The 14620-nt window shown below is 74.6% G+C and carries 10 protein-coding genes; 7 read left to right on the top strand and 3 right to left on the bottom strand.

What is annotated here, in order from left to right; translation table 11 throughout:
- Window positions 1-7: 7 nt before the first annotated feature.
- The 6 genes from QYM41_RS04970 (at window position 8) to QYM41_RS04945 (ending at window position 10234) form a co-directional block, all read left to right on the top strand.
- On the top strand, window positions 8-4123 hold the full coding sequence (locus QYM41_RS04970) for a fibrinogen-like YCDxxxxGGGW domain-containing protein (RefSeq protein WP_368798640.1): 4116 nt from the start codon (window positions 8-10) through the stop codon (window positions 4121-4123).
- Entirely contained in the window at window positions 4120-4941 is an 822-nt protein-coding gene (locus tag QYM41_RS04965) for a CDP-alcohol phosphatidyltransferase family protein (protein ID WP_368798639.1), read from the top strand. Before QYM41_RS04970 ends, QYM41_RS04965 begins: the two co-directional genes overlap by 4 nt.
- The gene (locus tag QYM41_RS04960) at window positions 4931-5899 is read left to right on the top strand and encodes a glycosyltransferase family 2 protein (RefSeq protein ID WP_368798638.1); all 969 of its coding nucleotides are present in this window, start codon (window positions 4931-4933) and stop codon (window positions 5897-5899) included. Before QYM41_RS04965 ends, QYM41_RS04960 begins: the two co-directional genes overlap by 11 nt.
- Window positions 5900-5906: 7 nt before the next feature.
- Window positions 5907-7181 (top strand): O-antigen ligase family protein, encoded by a 1275-nt coding sequence (locus tag QYM41_RS04955; protein ID WP_368798637.1) that lies wholly within the window; start codon window positions 5907-5909, stop codon window positions 7179-7181.
- On the top strand, window positions 7178-8704 hold the full coding sequence (locus QYM41_RS04950; RefSeq protein WP_368798636.1) for a lipopolysaccharide biosynthesis protein: 1527 nt from the start codon (window positions 7178-7180) through the stop codon (window positions 8702-8704). Before QYM41_RS04955 ends, QYM41_RS04950 begins: the two co-directional genes overlap by 4 nt.
- 168 nt (window positions 8705-8872) lie before the next feature.
- The gene (locus QYM41_RS04945) at window positions 8873-10234 is read left to right on the top strand and encodes a hypothetical protein (RefSeq protein WP_368798635.1); all 1362 of its coding nucleotides are present in this window, start codon (window positions 8873-8875) and stop codon (window positions 10232-10234) included.
- 69 nt (window positions 10235-10303) lie between these two features.
- On the opposite strand, the gene QYM41_RS04940 is transcribed toward QYM41_RS04945, so the two are convergent.
- Window positions 10304-11269 (bottom strand): 4-(cytidine 5'-diphospho)-2-C-methyl-D-erythritol kinase, encoded by a 966-nt coding sequence (locus tag QYM41_RS04940; RefSeq protein WP_368798634.1) that lies wholly within the window; start codon window positions 11267-11269, stop codon window positions 10304-10306.
- Window positions 11266-12168, bottom strand: a complete 903-nt coding sequence (gene rsmA / locus QYM41_RS04935; protein WP_368798633.1) for a 16S rRNA (adenine(1518)-N(6)/adenine(1519)-N(6))-dimethyltransferase RsmA — start codon at window positions 12166-12168, stop codon at window positions 11266-11268. Before rsmA ends, QYM41_RS04940 begins: the two co-directional genes overlap by 4 nt.
- Before the next feature lie 248 nt (window positions 12169-12416).
- Between rsmA and QYM41_RS04930 the strand changes: the two genes are divergently transcribed.
- Window positions 12417-13313, top strand: coding sequence for a type IV toxin-antitoxin system AbiEi family antitoxin (locus QYM41_RS04930; RefSeq protein WP_368798632.1), 897 nt, complete (start codon window positions 12417-12419; stop codon window positions 13311-13313).
- A 282-nt stretch (window positions 13314-13595) separates the two neighbouring features.
- Here QYM41_RS04930 and QYM41_RS04925 read toward each other — a convergent pair whose 3' ends face one another.
- Window positions 13596-14609, bottom strand: coding sequence for a TatD family hydrolase (locus QYM41_RS04925; protein ID WP_368798631.1), 1014 nt, complete (start codon window positions 14607-14609; stop codon window positions 13596-13598).
- Between the last annotated feature and the right edge of the window lie 11 nt (window positions 14610-14620).

Below are 14620 nucleotides of genomic sequence, written 5' to 3'. Positions count from 1 at the left end.
CCACACCATGGGAAACACGAACACCCCGCCCCGGGCGGACCGGGCCCGGCGCCGGGCCCGCACGGCCCGCACCCGGGCGAGCCTGAGCATCGGCACCGTGATGGCCGTCGCCGCCACGCTGCTGACCTTCGCCCCGTCGGGCGCCGCCGAGGCGCCGCCCGTCGACGGGAAGACCGCGGCCTCGGCCGCGGCGTCCTGCTGGGAGATCAAGCAGAAGGACCCGAAGTCGGCCTCCGGCGTCTACTGGCTGGTGACCCCGGCGATGACCGCACCCGAGCAGTTCTACTGCGACCAGGTGACCGACGGCGGCGGCTGGGTCCTCGTGGGCCGCGGCCGCAACGACTGGAAGGAGTACTACCAGGGCGTGGGCACGCCCAAGGACGTCGCCTCCACGGTCACCGGCACCGCGGCCTTCGCGCCCAAGCAGCTGTCCTCGGAGACGGTCGACGACCTCCTGAACGGGCAGCGGCCCGACTCCCTCGACGACGGCATCCGGCTGCGCCGGGCCCGTGACGCCGCGGGCACCACCTGGCAGGAGGGCCGCATCAAGGTCAGCGCCAAGCCGTACTGGAACTGGACGTTCGGCTCCCGCACCCCGGTGACCTCCTGGTCCTTCCGCTACGGCACGGGCGTGGCCTCCGGGACCAGCGGCACCACCAACGACATCGGCTCCACCGGCACCGCCCGGATGCGCTTCGCCGACGTCGCCGAGACCAGCTGGCAGCGCGGCTTCCGCTACGGCGACGAGGTGGCCGGCAGCAACACCGCCACCACCTACCTGTGGTCCCCGGCCACCGGCGGCAAGGGCGCCATGCCCTTCACGCAGGTGTACCTGCGGCCCAAGGTCGACCAGAAGGCCTTCGAGGGCAAGGCGATCCCCGACGCGGGCACCGCCGCGATCGCCCAGCGGGCCCTGCCCAACAGCGGCGCCGAGCCGACCAAGTGGGGCGCCGTGGAGCGCGCCGACGGCCTGGGCGAGGAGATGAACACGGAGGTGCAGGCCCTCGAGCAGATCGGGAACTCGGTCTTCACCGGCGGCAACTTCAAGGCCATGCAGCGCAACGCGGCCGGCACGGGGCGCGTGGCCCAGTCCTACCTCGCGGCCTTCGACGTCAACACCGGTGAGCTGCGCACCGACTTCCGCCCGGTCTTCAACGGCCAGGTCAAGGCGCTCGCGGAGCTGCCGGACAACCGGCTGGCCGTGGGCGGGCGCTTCACCACGGTCAACGGCGTGAGCGCGCCGGGCGTCGTGGTGCTCGACGCCACGACCGGCAAGGTGGACACCGCCTGGAACCTCAAGGTGGAGAACCTCCTGACCAACGGCGTGCTGCAGGTCCGGTCGCTGGACGTGCAGGGCGACTGGCTCTACCTGGGCGGGGCCTTCACCCACCTGAGCGGCGGCCAGGAGACGGGCCGGGTCTACGCCCGCGCCGGCGCCCGCGTGAAGATCTCCACGCGCACCCCGGACGCCTCCTGGAACCCCGAGTTCAACGGCACCGTGACCAGCGTGGACGCCTCCCCGAAGGGGGACCGGCTCTACGCGGCCGGCTACTTCAACCAGTCCCAGGGCGCCTCGGCGTTCCGGCTCGCGGCCGTGCGCTCCTCCGCCGGCGCGGCGCTGGACCCCTGGACCTGGGAGCCCTCCATCCCGGTGGACTACGCCAACCCGGGCCAGGACGGCTTCCAGCTCGCCGTGCGCGAGCAGGGCAACACCGTGTGGGCCGGCGGCGCCGAGCACTCGATGTTCGGCTACGACCGCTCCACCTTCCAGCGCACCTCCGAGGGCATCACCTCCCAGGGCGGCGACATCCAGGCGATCACCTCGACCGACAGCACGGTCTTCGGCGCCTGCCACTGCTTCAACTGGTACAACGCCGGCGCCACCAAGTGGATCAAGGCCAACGTGGCCACCCAGCCCAAGATCGTGGCGGACCGGATCAACGCCATCGGCGCCTGGGACGCCGCCAGCGGGCGCTACCAGCCCGGCTTCAACCCCGAGATCAAGGGTTTCGGCGGCTGGGGAATCTGGGCCGCGCTGATGGACAGCAAGGGCGTGCTGTGGACCGGCGGCGACATCAACCGCAGCGTCTCCACCTCCGGAGCGGCGCAGTGGTCCGGCGGCTTCCTGCGCTTCGCCCCGCGCGACGCCAAGGCCCCGGCGGCGCCCTCGGGCCTGAAGGTCACCCTCGACGGGACCTCCGACGCCCTGACCTGGACGGCGGCCCCCGAGTCCGGGGTGAGCTACCAGGTGCTGCGCAACGACCGCCCGATCGGCACCGCCACGGGCACGAGCCTGAAGGTCCCGCACCTGGACGGCGCCCGGTACGCGGTGCGCGCGGCGGACGCCGCGGGCAACGTCTCCGCCTCCACCCCGGTGGTGGTGGCCGGCGCCCAGCCGGCCCCGGAGCCGCAGCCGCAGCCCGAGCCCGGGACCGGCACCAGCACCCTGATCGCCGAGGGCGCCACGTGGAAGTACCACCACAGCCGGGACGTCTCGCCCGGTGCGGACTGGACGTCCACCGCCTTCGACGACACCGCGTGGAAGCAGGGCTCGGCCGTGCTCGGCTGGGGCGACGCCTCGGTGCGGACCACGCTCGTGGCCGACGGCACCCGCCCGATCGTCACCCAGTTCCGCCGGACCGTGGACGTGGCCGACGCCTCCAAGGTGGCGAAGCTGACCCTCACGACCCGCGCCGACGACGGGGTGGTCGTCTACGTCAACGGCAAGGAAGTGGTCCGCTCCAACGTGGCCGAGGGCTCCCTGGAGGACAACCCGTGGGCCCTCGCCCCGCGCCGGACCGCCGCCGCGGTGGCCGAGCCGGTCGTGGTGGAGGTGCCCGGATCGGCGCTGAAGACCGGCAAGAACGTGATCTCCGCCCAGATGCACTCCAACTGGACGAACACCACCGACGCCACCTTCGACCTCACCGCCGTGGCCACCGCCGGCACGCAGCCGGCACCGCCCGCCGAGGAGGAGCCGCCGGCCGAGGAGCCCCCGGCTCAGGAGCCTCCCGCCGAGGAGCCCCCGGCCGAGGAGCCTCCCGCCGAGGAGCAGCCGGCGGAGCAGCCGGCCGATCCGGCCGCGCTCGTCGCCGAGGGCGCCACGTGGCGCTACCACCACGACCGCGCGAACCCGCCGGCCCGCGGCTGGGCGGCGACAGACTTCGACGACGCCGCGTGGAAGCAGGGCTCGGCCGTGCTCGGCTGGGGCAGCGACCAGGTGAAGACCACGCTGGTGGCCGACGGCACCCGCCCGCTGACCACCTACTTCCGCCGCTCGGTCGAGGTGGCCGACGCCTCCACGGTCGAGAAGCTCACCCTCACCACCCGGGCGGACGACGGCATCGCCGTCTACGTCAACGGCGAGGAAGTGGTCCGCAACAACCTGCCGGACGGGCTGCTGGCCTCCGGCACCTACGCGACCGCACCGCGCCGGACCGCCACCGCGGTGGCCGAGCCCGTCACGGTCGAGGTCCCCGGCTGGATGCTGCGCGACGGCAAGAACGTCATCGCCGCCGAGATGCACTCCAACTGGACCAACACCACCGACGCCAGCTTCGACCTGCGGGCCGAGGTCGTGAAGGGCGAGCAGCCCGAGGCGCCCGCGGTGCAGCCCGACGTCATCGCCCGCGGGGCCGAGTGGTCCTACCGGCACGAGGACTCGGCGCCGGAGGACGACTGGGAGCAGGCCGGCGCCGTCACGGGCTGGCTCAAGGGCCGGGCACCGTTCGGCTGGGGCACCCCGGTGATCACCGAGCTGACCACCGACGGCCGCCGGCCGGTCGCCACCCAGTTCCGCAAGGAGTTCACGGTGGCGGACCCGGCGGCGCTCGGGGACCTGCAGCTCACCACCCGGGCCGACGACGGGATCGTGGTGCGGGTCAACGGCAAGGAGGTCGTCCGGTCCAACATGCCGGAGGGCTCCCTCGACTGGACCAGCTACACGCTGGGCTCCCGGAGCACCGCCGCCGCCCTCGCCGACCCGGTCACCGCCGTGGTGCCCGCTTCGGCGCTGAAGGCCGGGGTCAACGTGATCACGGTCAGCATGCACCTCGACTACCGGGCGACCCCGGACGCCAGCTTCGACCTCGAGCTGGCGCCCCGCCCGAAGGACGCGGCATGAGCACCACCGGCACCGCCGGCGCCCCGCGGCGCCGGCCCACCTTCCCGGAGGCCCTGGCCGGGCTGCGCGCCGCGCAGAAGCCCGGCCAGGGGGTCCCGGCCTACACCCGGTGGGTCAACCGCCCGCTGGCCCGCTACGCCGCGGCCGAGGCGGCCGCGGCGGGGCTGACCCCCAACGGGGTGACCGCGCTCAGCGCGGTCCTCTCCGCCGCGGGGCTGGCGGTGCTCGTCGTGGCACCGCCGGCCCCGGCCACGGGCGTCGTCGTCGCCGTGCTCCTCGCGGCCGGCTACGTCCTCGACTCGGCCGACGGGCAGGTGGCCCGGCTCACGGGCACCGGCTCGCCGGCCGGGGAGTGGCTCGACCACGTGGTCGACTCGATCCGGACCCCGGCGATCCACCTGGCCGTGGCCGCCGCCGCCCTGCTGCACCCGCGGCCCGAGGCGTTCCCGGCCGCGGCCCTGGCGGTGCTCGCCGCGCTGTTCGTCCTCGTGGAGGTCGGGCAGTTCATGAGCCAGATCCTCGCCGAGCAGCTGCGGCGCACCGGCGGGATCGCCGGGCCGCCCACGGGCGGGACGCTGCGCTCCTTCCTCAACCTGCCCACCGACGCGGGGGTCACCTGCTGGATCTTCCTCCTCTGGGGGATCCCCGCGCTCTTCCTGCCCGCCTACGCGATCCTGCTGGCCGCCCTCGCGGCGATCAGCGCGGTCTCGATGCGGCGCAAGTACCGGGGCCTGACCGACCGGCCCGCCCCCACCGTCCCGGACGCCGGCACCGCCGGCGCCCGCCCCACCGACAGGAGCACCAGCCATGTCCGCTGACGTCCTCGCCCCGGCCCCGGCCACCACCGCCGCCGGCTTCCGCACCGAGCACCCGTCCGTGTCCGTCCTGATCGCCACGGCCGGGCGCCCGCAGATGCTGCGGGAGGCGGTCCGCGCCATCGTCGAGCAGGACTACGCCGGCCCGCTGCAGGTCGTCGTCGTCTTCGACCGGATCGAGGTCGACCCGCTCGCCGACGTCCGCGTCCCGGCCGGCGTGGAGCTGCGCACCGTGCCCAACACCCGTTCCCCGGGCCTGGTGGGCGCCCGCAACACCGGCATCCACGCCGCCACCGGGGAGATCATCGCCTTCTGCGACGACGACGACGTGTGGGCCCCGCACAAGCTCGCCCGGCAGGTGGCCCACTGGAACCGGCACCCGGAGGCCTCGGCGATCGCCGGGGCGATCGAGATCGTCTCCCACGAGCGCACCATCCGCCGCGTCCCGCAGGCGGTGGCCACCTTCGAGGAGCTGCTGGCCGACCGGATGATGGAGATCCACCCCTCGGCACTGATCTGCCGGCGGGCCGACCTGTACGGGCCGGTGGGTCTCGTCGACGAGGACCTGCCGTCCTCCTACGGCGAGGACTACGACCTGCTGCTGCGCCTGGCCCGGCACGCCCCGGTGCGCTCCGTGCCCGAGACCGTGCTGACCGTGCGCTGGGACCGGCCCTCCTTCTTCCGCCAGCAGTGGGGGGACATGGCCGACGCCCTGACCTACATGCTGCGCAAGTTCCCCGAGTTCGAGACCTCGGACCGGGGCACGGCCCTGATGGCGGGGCAGGTGGCCTTCGCCCACGCCGCCCGCGGCGACCGCCGGGAGGCGGTGCGGTGGGCGCGGGCCGCCCTGCGCCGGGACCGTGGGCAGCTGCGGGCGTGGGGCGCCCTGGCGGTGGCGACCGGGGCGGTCAGCGCCGAGCGGCTGCAGAACGCCGTGTCCTTCTTCGGCCGGGGAGTGTGAGGCGGCCGTGGCGCTCCTGAGCCCCTCGGTGGTGCGGCCGGCCCCGGTCCGCCGCACCACCGCCGCCCTGCCGGCCTGGCCGCTGCTGGTCCTGTTCTGGGGGCTGCCGCTGATCTGGGCCTCCGGCGCCCTGCAGTTCGCCCCGGCCCTGCTCGCCGTGGTCATGGTCTTCCTGCTCGTGCTCCGCCGCGGCACCACCGTCCCGTGGCCGGCGTGGGTGCTCGGCGTGTTCCTGCTCTGGATGGCCGCGAGCTCGGTGCAGATCGAGGGCTTCGGGTCCTGGATGGGCTTCGCCCTGCGCTGGGTGAACATCTTCGCCGCGCTGGTCTACGTGGTCTACTACTGGAACGCCCGGGAGACCCTGGACCACCACCGGTTCCTGCGGGCCGCCGTGGTCGCGTGGGCCACGCTGGTGGGGCTCGGCCTGCTGACGTTCGTGATCCCCGAGGCCCGGCTGACCACCCCGATCGGCCTGCTGCTGCCGGACGGGATCACCTCCAACGCCCTCGTGCAGAACTACTTCTTCCCGCCGCTGGCGGAGGTCCAGAAGCCCTGGGGGGCGCCCGAGCCCTACAACCGGCCCGCCGCCCCGTTCCCGTACACCAACGGGTGGGGCTCCGGGTTCGTGCTCCTCACGCCCCTGGTGCTGGCCTACCTGACCACGGTGCGCTTCCGCGCCCGGCACCTGCTGATCGTGGCCGGGCTGCTGGCCTCGCTGGCCCCGGCCGTGGCCACGACCAACCGCGGCATGTTCCTCGGCATCGCGGTGGCCCTGGGCTACGTGATGGTCCGGATGGTCCTCCGGGGCCGGATCGGGGTGGCCCTGGCCGGGACGGCCGGGGTGGCCGCCGTGGGCGGGTGGCTCGTGGCCAGCGGCGCCGTGGAGCGGATCATGGGCCGGCAGCAGTACAGCGACAGCACGGGCACCCGCTCGGACCTGTACCGGGACACCTTCCTCGCCACCCTGGACTCGCCCCTGCTGGGCTACGGGGCGCCCCTCTACGACGAGACCGTGGGCATCGAGATGGGCACCCAGGGCTACATCTGGACCCTGATGTTCTGCTACGGGCTGGTGGGCCTGGGTCTGTTCATGGTCTACCTGCACGGGACCACGCTGATGACGCTGAAGGTCCGCACCACCACCGGGCTGCTCATCCACGCCGCGCCCGTAGCCGCGTGCCTGTTCTTCACCTACTACGGCCTGGACGCGGTGCAGTTCATCCTGATCAGCCTCAGCCTGGCCGTGCTGCTGCGCTCCCGGCGCTACGGGGAGGGGCTGTGAGCGCCCCGCCGCTGGCGCGCTCGGGCTCGCTGACCTTCGCCTTCGTGGTCACGGGCGCGGGTCTGGCCTTCACCGCCACGCTGGTGGTCTCCAACGCCTCGGGCGCGGCGGCGGCGGGACAGTTCTTCCAGGTGGTGGCCGTGCTGGCGATCGCCACGGCCCTGTCCACCTTCGGCGCCGACACCGGGCTGGTGCGGGCGGTCCCCGCCCTCACCGCCCGGGGCCAGGGCGCCGCGGTGCCGGGGGTGCTGCGGATCGCGGGGCGGCCGGTGCTCGTGCTCGCGCTGGGCGTGGCCGCCGTCGCGGCCCTGCTCACGGTCCTGCCGGGGGTCCTGCCCGAGGGCGTCGGCCCCGCCGTCCTGCTGGCGGCCCCGTTCCTGGTGCTCGGCGCCGTGCTCAACCTCGCCTTCGGCGCCCTGCGCGGACTGCACCGGGTGCCGACCTTCTCCTTCCTGCAGAACGTCCTGCTGCCCTCGCTGCGGGTGCTCGGCGTCCTCGCCGTCGTCCTGGCCGGCGGCGGGCTGCTGGCGCTCACGGCGGCGTGGACGGTGCCGGTCGCCGTGGTCGCCGCGCTGGCCCTCGTGCTGCTCCGGCGGCACCTCCGGAACCTGCGCGACGAGCCCGGGGCCGCTCCCCCACCGGGGACGGCGGTCCAGCGGAGGGCGTTCTGGTCCTTCTCCTCCGCCCGCGGCGTGACCGCCTTCGTCGAGGCGCTGCTCGAGTGGCTCGACGTGCTGCTCGTGGCCGCGTTCCTGGGCCCCGCCGCCGCGGGCGTCTACGGGGTGATCAACCGGTGCATCCGGGTGGGCGCGATGCTCGACCACACCGCGCGCATCGTCACCGGCCCGTCGATCAGCGCGGCGCTCGCGGTCGACGACCTCGCCACCGCCCGGTCCGTGTTCACCCGCACCACCGCGGTGCTCGTGGCCGGCGCCTGGCCCTTCTACCTCACCCTGCTGCTGTTCGGGCCCGTCATCCTGTCCTTCTTCGGGGAGGGCTTCGACTCCGGCCATCCCGCGATGGTCGTCATCGCCTCCGCCATGCTCCTGGCCGTCTCCGCCGGCGGGGTGCAGTCCCTGCTGCTGATGGCCGGGCGCAGCCGGTGGCAGCTGATGAACAAGACCGCGGCGCTGGCCGTGGCGGTGGTGCTGAACCTGTGGCTGATCCCGCAGTGGGGCCTCGTGGGCGCGGCCACCGCGTGGGCGGCGTCGGTGCTCACCGACACCGGCCTGGCCCTGTTCCAGTCCGTGCGGCTGCTCGGCATCTCACCGCGCTGGTCCGTGGTGGGCGCCATCGCCGCGGCCGCGGCGGTGCTCACGGGCGGGGGCGGGCTGCTCGTGCGCGAACTGCTCGGCCAGAGCACCGCCGGCCTGCTCGTGCACCTGGCGCTGACCGGCCTGCTCGTGGCCGGCGCCGCGGCGCTGCTCGTGCTCCGCGGCCGGTCCGCCGTCCGGGGGACGGCGGACGAGACGTGTGGCCCGAAGAGGCCACGCAGTTCCCGGGACCTCCTGTGGTCCCGGTGAGTTTGCATCTGTAACATTCAAATCGATCGACATCGGATCAGGACGCCGCCGGCCGGGCTGGACCCGGCAGCGCTTCCCGAGGACCGGGTCGGCGGTCCGCCGGGGGGCGGGCACCGGCCACGACCGCTCCGACCGAGACGACCGCGATCCACCAGGGGGGAAATCCACATGAGCGAGACACTGAACACCATCGGCGCCGACCGGCGCCGGACCCGGGACGACACCGTCCGGACCCGGCCGCGCCGGCCCGAGCCCGCGGACCCGACACCGCCGTGGCGCCGCGTCCTGCGCCGGTGGCCCACCATCGTCAGCACGTGGCTCGTGGTCCTGGCCGCCGCGCTCGTGGCCGGTCTGCTGTGGCCGCCCACCTACCAGGCGACCGCCTCGATGACCGTCACCCCCAGCGCGGTGAACCCCCTGACGGGCGACTCCGGCGTCGAGGAGGTCGAGATGCAGACGGAGATGGCCACCATGGCCTCCCAGCGCATCACCCTCCGGGCCGCGGCCCTGCTGCAGGACGTCCCGGTCGAGGACGCCGACCCCGCGCTGGCCGAGGACCTGCTCGAGCGGCTCTCGACCGCCGCCCCGGACGACACCCAGGTGCTGCGGGTCACCGTCACCGCCGACGACCCCAACCAGGCCGCCGAGCGCGCCAACGCCCTGGCCACCGCCTACCTCGCCGACCGCGGCGAGGACGTGCAGACCACCGCGGACGACACCCTGCAGCGCGTCGACAGGTCCATCGCGGCCCTCGAGCGCTCCGACGACGACTCCTCCACCCTGCGGCAGCTGCGCGAGCAGCGCACCGCCCTGTCCCTCATCGCCCCGACGCCGGGCCGCGTGATCAGCGAGGCCACGCCGCCGCAGGAGCCCTCCTCCGCCGGCCTGCTGCTCTTCGTGACCGGCGGCCTGGTGGGCGGACTGGTCCTGGGCGCCCTCGCCGGCGCCCTCCGGGAGCGGGCCGACCGCAGCGTGCGCCGGCCCGACCGGCTCGCCGACGCCACCGGCTCGCCCGTGGTGGTGCTGAGCTCCGAGGACGACGAGGACGGCGCGCTCGAGCTGCTGCGCCGGCTCTCCCAGGACGAGGACCGTGCGGTGCCGCGGCCGGGCTCCCGGATCGCGGTGCACTCGACCCTGCCGGGTCAGGCCGCGGTCGTGGTGCAGGCCCTGGACAACGTGGTCTCCTCCTGGGGCGGCACCGTGGAGATCGTGGGCGCCGACACGCTCACGGACCCCATGGGCACCCTCGGCGGGACGAACTGGCTGGGCATGGAGGACACCACGGCCTCGCTGCTGGTGGCCACGGTCCCGCCCCGGGCCGGTGCCGCCGAGCTGGCCGCCCTGACCGACCGGGTCGACGGCCTGGTCCTGGCCGTGGAGCCCCGGGGCCGGCTGCGCCGGTTCCGGGAGCGCTTCGAGCGGCTCAGCGGCCGCGGCGCCGCGGTCGTCCCCGCCTTCGTGGTGCAGCGCCAGGCCCGCCCCGCGGCGGACCCGGCGCCCGCCCAGGACGCCGGCGCCCAGGGCCACTGACGTCCGCCGGCGCCGCCTGAACCCGGGAGGTCAGGTCCGATCCAGGCGCCGGCGGCCGATCGCCAGGGGTCAGGGAGCACGCACCGCGAGAGCGGGCGCTCCCTGGCCCCTGAGCACGTCCGCGAGCTCCTCCGCGGCGGCGGCGTCCACCACCAGGTGCGCCGCCGTGGGCCCGGACCCGGACACGAAGCTCGCCAGCGCGCCCCCGGCCGCACCCGCGGCCAGCACGGGCGCCAGCTGCGGGGCGAGGGACAGGGCCGCGGCCTGCAGGTCGTTGGCCAGCAGCGGGGCCAGCACTCCGGCCGCACCGGCGCCCAGGGCCTCCTCGAGCTCCTCCGGCAGCCGGGGCGGCGGGACGTCGGCGTGCGCGCGCAGCCGGTCCAGCTCGGCGTAGACCGCGGGCGTCGACAGCCCCGCCTCCGCCGCCACCAGGACCAGGTGCAGCGGGGCGCCGACCGCCACCGGGCGCAGCTGCGTCCCCGTCCCGGTGCCCGCGGCGGCCCCGCCCGTCAGCGCGAACGGCACGTCGGCGCCGAGACCGGCGGCGAGCTCCAGCAGCGCGCCGTCGTCGAGCGCGGGACGTCCCGTGGCGCGGGCGGCGAGGCGGTTCACGGCCCGCAGCGCGGCCGCGGCGTCCGCGGAGCCCCCGCCCATGCCGCCGGCCACGGGCACGGCCTTGTCGATCTGCAGGTGCAGCCCGCCCGTGAGCGGCGGGAAGCGCGCGAGCACGGCCTCGGCGGCCCGCACCGCCAGGTTGGACCGGTCGGCGGGCACCGCGTCCAGGCGGAACGTGCCCCGCTCGATCTGCTGGGCCACCAGCGAGCCCGGCACCGCGGCCACGCCCACGGTGGTGCCGGTGCCGGTGCCGGTGCCGGTGCCGCCGGTCAGGGTGGCCGTCACGGTCTCCCCCGTGCTCACGGCGCAGTACAGGCTCGCGACGTCGTGGTAGCCGTCCGGGCGCGGCGGGCCCGCGGCGAAGAACAGGTTGACCTTGCCCGGCGCATCGGCGCGCTCCGTGATCCGCTCCGCCGTCATGCCCCGCGAACCCCCGCCGTCAGACCCGCGGCGGCACCGGCCTGGGCGATCCGGGCGAACGCGTGCACGTCCAGCTTCTCGCCGCGCTCCGCCGGGTCGATCCCGGCGGCGGCGAGGATCTCCCCCGCGGCCGCGGCGGAGCCTGCCCACCCGGCGAGCGCGGCCCGCAGGGTCTTGCGCCGCTGGGCGAAGGCGGCGTCCACGGCCGTGAACACCAGCTCCCGGTCCACGTCCGCCACCGGCTGCTCGCGGCGCACGAAGCGAACGAGCCCCGAGGCGATCTTGGGGGCCGGCCAGAAGACGTTCTTCCCGATCGTCCCGGCCTTGGTGACCTCGGCGTACCAGGAGGCCTTGACCGACGGCACCCCGTAGACCTTGGAGCCCGGTGCGGCGGCCAGCCGGTCCGCGACCTCCTCCTGCACCATGACCAGCCCGCGGCGGATCGAGGGGAAGCGGGCCAGCAGGTGCAGGAGCACGGGGACGGCCACGTTGTACGGCAGGTTCGCCACCAGGGCGGTCGGCTCGGCGGGCAGCGCCTCGACGCGCAGGGCGTCCTGCTCCAGCACCGTCAGCCGGTCCGCGAGCTCGGGGCGCAGACGCTCCACCGTGAGCGGCAGCTGCGCCGCCAGCGGCGGGTCGATCTCCACGGCCACGACCCGGTCGGCGGAGTCCAGCAGCCCGAGGGTCAGCGAGCCCAGCCCCGGGCCCACCTCGAGCACCGTCTCGTGCTCGCCCAGCCGCGCGGCGGCGATGATCCGCCGGATCGTGTTGGGGTCGATCACGAAGTTCTGCCCGAGCGTCTTGGTCGGCCGGATGCCGAGCTGCTCGGCGAGCGCGCGGATCTCCGCGGGCCCCAGCAGGGCGCGGGCGGCGGGCTCGGGCGCAGTGGATTCTGTCACCGGGACATCGTATCGGCCCCGTCCCCCTCCGCCGCCGAGTCCCCACGTGCGACCCATCCCGGACCTCGAGCCCCCAAAGTTGTCTCATGTCCCCACGCATCGGTGTGGGGAAATGCGACTGGATTGGGGATTCGGCGGCAACGTCAATTTCACTCCCCACAGTCGTGCTGCGGGATCAGGTCGCCGGCTTGTTCGTCATCGCGGCGGCGACGGATCACCGGGACTCCGTCCCCAGCTATCAACAGGGCATGACCGAGCTCATGAACCTCACCCAGTTGCAGGACACCGGCCTCAGCGTCCACGAGATCCGGCGTCGTCTCCGGACCGGGGAGCTCCACCGGATTCAGCCCGGCTACTTCACGTCGTCGGACAGCTACCGGAAGCTCAGGCCCGAGGAGCAGTCGTTGCTCCGGTACCGGGCGCTCACCCGCGCGGCGTCCGTGCCACCGGTGTTCTGTCTCGCCTCCGCCGCTCTCGTGCACGGTCTCCGCCTGCGGCGTGTCCCGGCCCGTCTGCACACGCTCACCAGGCCGGGTGAGGGAACCCACAACGGGTACTCCGGAGTCGTCAGACACCAGGAGCGGCTGCCGGAGACCGACGTCGTCACGATCGACGGACTGCGCGCCACCTCGGGCGAACGCACGCTCCTGGACTGCGCCCGGCTGCTGCCCTTCGCCGACGCCGTGGTCCTGGCGGATCAGGCGCACCGCTTCGGGCTCACTCGGATCCAGCTGGAGAACCGCCTGCCGGAGTGGGCGGGCCGCCGGGGCGTGCGCAGGGCGCGGCGTGTGCTGGACGCCATGGACACGCGCTCCGAGTCCGTGGGTGAGACCCTCACCCGCCTCCTGCTGGCGGAGTCCGGGCTGCCGGCGCCGGAGCTGCAGTGGGTGATCGTGGGACGGACGGGGTCCTACCGGGCCGATTTCGCCTGGCCCGAGCTCTGGCTGGTGCTCGAGTTCGACGGCGAGTCGAAGTACTCGGACGCCGCTGCCGGCGTGATCCGCAACGAGCGGCGGCGCGAGGTCGAGATCCAAGAGCTGGGGTGGACCGTCATCCGGGTGGGCTGGCACGACGTCGTGCGCTGCCCCGCCGCGACCGTCGCACGGGTCGAGGCCGCCCTGCGTCGCTCGGTGTCTACCCGCTGATCCCTACCTCCCGCCGCCTCGCTGATCCCCACCTCCCGCTGCGTCGCTGATCCCCACCACCCGCTGCGTCGCTGCGCCTGGCCCTGTCACCGCCGACGACGCACCGCGCTGCCCCACTCGCCCTTGCTCACCACCCATGCCCCGCGAGCTGAGCAACGGTCGTGCCGCCGAGTCCCCAAGTCGTCCTTGTTTCCCCACGGAGATTCATGGGGATACGGGACTGACTTGGGGGCTCGACGTCCGTGAGCCCCAGAGCGTGGGGACTCGGCGCACTGGGGCGGGTCAGAACTGGCCGTAGACCTCCACCGTGTTCCGCCAGAGGCACTCGCACAGGGGCTCCAGCTGCTGCTCGAGGATGTCGGCCATGCCGCGCACCGTGTAGTTGACCACGTAGCTGGCGTTGGGCCGGCCCCGGTAGGGGTGGGGGGTCAGGAACGGTGCGTCGGTCTCGGTGAGCACGAGCTCCGGGCGGGCGGTGCGCAGCGCGGCCCTGAGGTCGTGGCTGTTCTTGAAGGTGACGGTGCCGGAGAAGGACATGTACCAGCCGTGCTCGTTGCAGATCCGCGCGAGCTCCTCGTCCCCGGAGAAGCAGTGGAACACGGTCCGCTCGGGGGCGCCCTCCTCCAGCAGGACAGCGACGACGTCGGCGTGGGCATCCCGGTCGTGGATCTGCAGCGCCTTGCCGGTCTCGCGGGCGAAGCGGATGTGCTCCCGGAAGGACCGCTTCTGGTGCTCCCGTCCCTCCCCCTCGGTGCGGTAGTAGTCGAGGCCGGTCTCGCCGAAGGCCCGCACCCGCTCGTGCTCCCCCAGCTCCTGGATCGCGGCGAGCGCGTCGTCGAGGGTGCCGGCGGCCGCGAGCTTCGGCGCCTCGTTGGGGTGCAGCGCGACCGCGGCGAGCACGCGGGGGTCCGCCTGGGCGGCGGCCACGGCGAAGCGGGAGGACGGGACGTCGCAGCCGACCTGGACGAGTCCGCCCACCCCGGCGAGGGCGGCCGCGTCCGCGGCGTCCCGCACCGAGACCTGGACCCGGCCGTCCTGGAGGTCCAGGTGGGTGTGGTTGTCGACCACCGGGTGCGGCAGCGGTTCCGGCGCGGGCGGGTAGGCGAGATTGCGGCGGCGCCCGTCGTCGGCCTGGGCGGACCGGCGCCGGGTGCCCTCCCCCGCGGGGACGTCCTCGGGCACCGCGTAGTGCTCGGGCTCGTAGGCGGCGGGGGCGGCGCCCGGGGCGGGTCCGGGCCGGTCGGCGGGGTCGGGCCACAGGGAAGCGGTGAGCAGGGTGGCGTTGGGGTCGGTCACGGGCGGCACCT

The organism is Kocuria oxytropis (assembly GCF_040981195.1).
In the GTDB taxonomy this organism is placed as follows: domain Bacteria; phylum Actinomycetota; class Actinomycetes; order Actinomycetales; family Micrococcaceae; genus Kocuria; species Kocuria oxytropis.
Note: the sequence above shows the minus strand (reverse complement) of the source record. Positions and strands in the feature narration are given on the sequence as shown.